The sequence below is a fragment of the uncultured Peptoniphilus sp. genome, assembly GCF_946998875.1.
Taxonomy (GTDB): Bacteria; Bacillota; Clostridia; order Tissierellales; family Peptoniphilaceae; genus Peptoniphilus_A.
In genome coordinates this window covers 1-2,726 of the sequence record NZ_CAMQAY010000052.1, presented here as the reverse complement: position 1 = coordinate 2,726, position 2,726 = coordinate 1, and the positions used below count along the sequence as shown (strand labels likewise).

3 protein-coding genes and 1 pseudogene are annotated in these 2,726 nt (G+C 33.7%); all 4 read right to left on the bottom strand.

Going from position 1 to position 2,726, the window contains the following annotated elements; translation table 11 throughout:
- Positions 1-119: 119 nt before the first annotated feature.
- Positions 120-866, bottom strand: a complete 747-nt coding sequence (locus Q0U74_RS07765; RefSeq protein ID WP_297393894.1) for an alpha/beta fold hydrolase — start codon at positions 864-866, stop codon at positions 120-122.
- Positions 867-905: 39 nt separating this feature from the next.
- Positions 906-1,844, bottom strand: a complete 939-nt coding sequence (locus tag Q0U74_RS07760) for an alpha/beta hydrolase (protein ID WP_297393891.1) — start codon at positions 1,842-1,844, stop codon at positions 906-908.
- 75 nt (positions 1,845-1,919) lie between these two features.
- Positions 1,920-2,546, bottom strand: a complete 627-nt coding sequence (locus Q0U74_RS07755; protein ID WP_297393890.1) for an L-2-amino-thiazoline-4-carboxylic acid hydrolase — start codon at positions 2,544-2,546, stop codon at positions 1,920-1,922.
- A gap of 52 nt (positions 2,547-2,598) precedes the next feature.
- Positions 2,599-2,726: pseudogene (locus Q0U74_RS07750) on the bottom strand (SAM-dependent methyltransferase); the annotation flags it as partial.

Below are 2,726 nucleotides of genomic sequence, written 5' to 3'. Positions count from 1 at the left end.
GATAGGAATCAAAGAAAAATCTCGGGTTAATCAGTACAAAAGCTGCCACTGCACCATTAAAGATAGCAGCCATTGCAATTCCATCTAATATTGCTCTTGTTATATCCATAATATTCTCCTTATTTATTTTCCAAAAAGATTTTTAGTTTCTCCGCGTATTCTTTGGGATGATCGTGGAGAAATTGTCCGTGGCCCATTCCTTCAAATACTTCTGTTTTCATTTGTGGAAGATACTCTCTTAATATTTTTTCACTTTTTGCAGGGATTGGCTCTTCGCTCCCCCTCCAAAACATTATTGGATTTGAAAACTTGCTTAAATTTTCCGGAACCTTGTAATGATAGATAAACTTGCAGGCGTTTTTAATCGTATTTTTCGAAATTTGCGGATAGATCATTTCTATTACGCTTAGATTATCCTTGCCCATAATCTTATCTAATAAAAATTTAGGAATTGGTTTTTTATTTTTGATTCTACTTGTCCCAATGATAAAAGCACAGGTAAGAGGTGTTGCCATGAGACCCAACTCAGTAGTAATCGCCGCATCTAAGAGGACTTTCGAAGCAGAAATATTTCCTCTTCCAATGAGCTCAACTGCGATGGTTGCTCCCATAGAAAAACCACATATTCCATAGACGCTTCCCTTTAGTTCATTTAAAATGTAGCTTTCTATTGAATTTATGGTTTCTTCCATTGATGTTAAATCTTTGGGATCAGTCCCATAATGTCCGTCCAATTCACAGAAAATTACAAAATAATCTTGCAAATAAGGCAGAAGGGGTTTAAAACATAGGTCTGCAGTAGAGGCAAGCCCATGAATAAATAATATTGACTTATTATTTCTATTTCCAAATGTTATAAAGTTCATTTTTTCCCTCTTCTAAACTTTTCTTATATCTTTGTAATATTAAGACTTTAATAATTCAATAATTTCATCCTGCGCCTCTCTACCTTCTCTAAAAAATCTTAAAAGTGGATAACAGTGGCACATTCCTTCACCCACAATGATTTTATATGGAGCCTTGTATTTTTCCATTGCCTTTTTAAAGTATTCTGCAAAAGCATAAAGGCATTCATTTCCTCCATAATAAAAGTAAGTTTTTGGAAAGTCTGAAAAATCTCCCTTTGTTCCATCTAACATATATTCAGGTAAGTCTTCATCTCCCTTTACGATTTCTCTTGCAGTTTTAAAATAGGTAGGTTCAATAATTATGTCTTTATGGTTAAGGGCTTTTACTTTTTCCCATACTTCATTATTTTCCTCAAGACTTATATCTGGAAGTCCACCAGGAGATACTGAAATAATTTTACCGGGCATACTAATAGGTCTGCCCAAAGCATTGTTGTACAAAAAAATTCCAAGGGCTAAACTAGCACCTGATGAAAATCCAAGAACACTTATGTTTTCTGCCTTATAAGTTTCGGTCATTAGCCTATAGGTTTCAAAACAAACTTCATAGGTCTTATCCAGCTTTACATCTTCCGAGCAAAGTGGATAAAATAAAAACCATAGGTCTTTACCAGTTTGTTCCATTATTCTTTCTGCCAAAGAAAAATCCAATTTATCAGGTTGTGTAATCATTCCTCCGCCGAAAAGATAAAAGACTACTCCTTCTGCTGGTTTTTTATTTTTTTGATATGAAAGCAGCCTGTAACCCATAACATCTCTGTCAAAGAGAAAATAGTTTTTCTTCTCAGCTCTTTTTTTGGCCTTATCTAAATCAAATACCGCCTTTGCATTTTCTCTCTTTGCATACTTAAGCATTTCATCCTTGTTTTTTAAAAACATTTTTTTGACACCGACAAATCTTACTATAATCGATGCGATTTTATAAGTTAAACTCATTTCACACCCCCGATTGATACTCAATTAATCACAATTTTACAAGTTTTTACCAACACTTATTCTTGTAACTCAACTTCATTCACTATCGCCTGTAATAAAATAATCACAACAATCTGCTCCATCTGCAATGGTGCCTTTTCTGTGAAGTACTCCATGTTGAAGGCTTATCATAAGCTCATCAAGTTCACAGAATAGTGGCATTAATTCATCTACACCCAACTTCTTTGTATAAGCACAAATGGGGCAACGAGTAATTCTGTAATAACAAGCACCCTCATAGGGTTCCCCCACAAAATCAACCTTAAAGGACGTTGGATAGAGCTTTTCTTTTTCCTCTGTATACCACTTGTAATACTTAAGAATATTTTTCTTATTGGCTTTTTTCCCCATCTTAGTATTGAGATTAACCAAGGAAAAATACCATTTTACAGAATAAAGAGAGCGACGCATCATTTCCTGAATGGTCTCCGGTGGAATTTTTTTCTCACTTGCTATATATGGAGCAACAAAGACAAGGGCGAACATCTCATTGTATGCCATGGGATTATCCTCGCCGATATCGTCCATATTTTTTACAAGTTCTCGATAAACTTTTTTGCTATTTTTAATAATTTCTGAAGCATAAGCTTTATTATATTTTTCTATGAGAACTTTCTTCATTGGACCTTTAAATAATAAGAAATAAAAACCTTTGTATTTCATCTTGTATACCTCATTAATTTTCTAAAATTTTTATACTAATTTATATACAATTTTATTTTCTCCCAATAAGAAGAGCTGAGCCAGAAAGTCCAAGGAATAAAGATTCTTTGTGACTCATAAAAAGACCCTTTGTTGTATCAATTAATTGCACATCTTCGTAGCCATCTTTTTTAAGCTTTT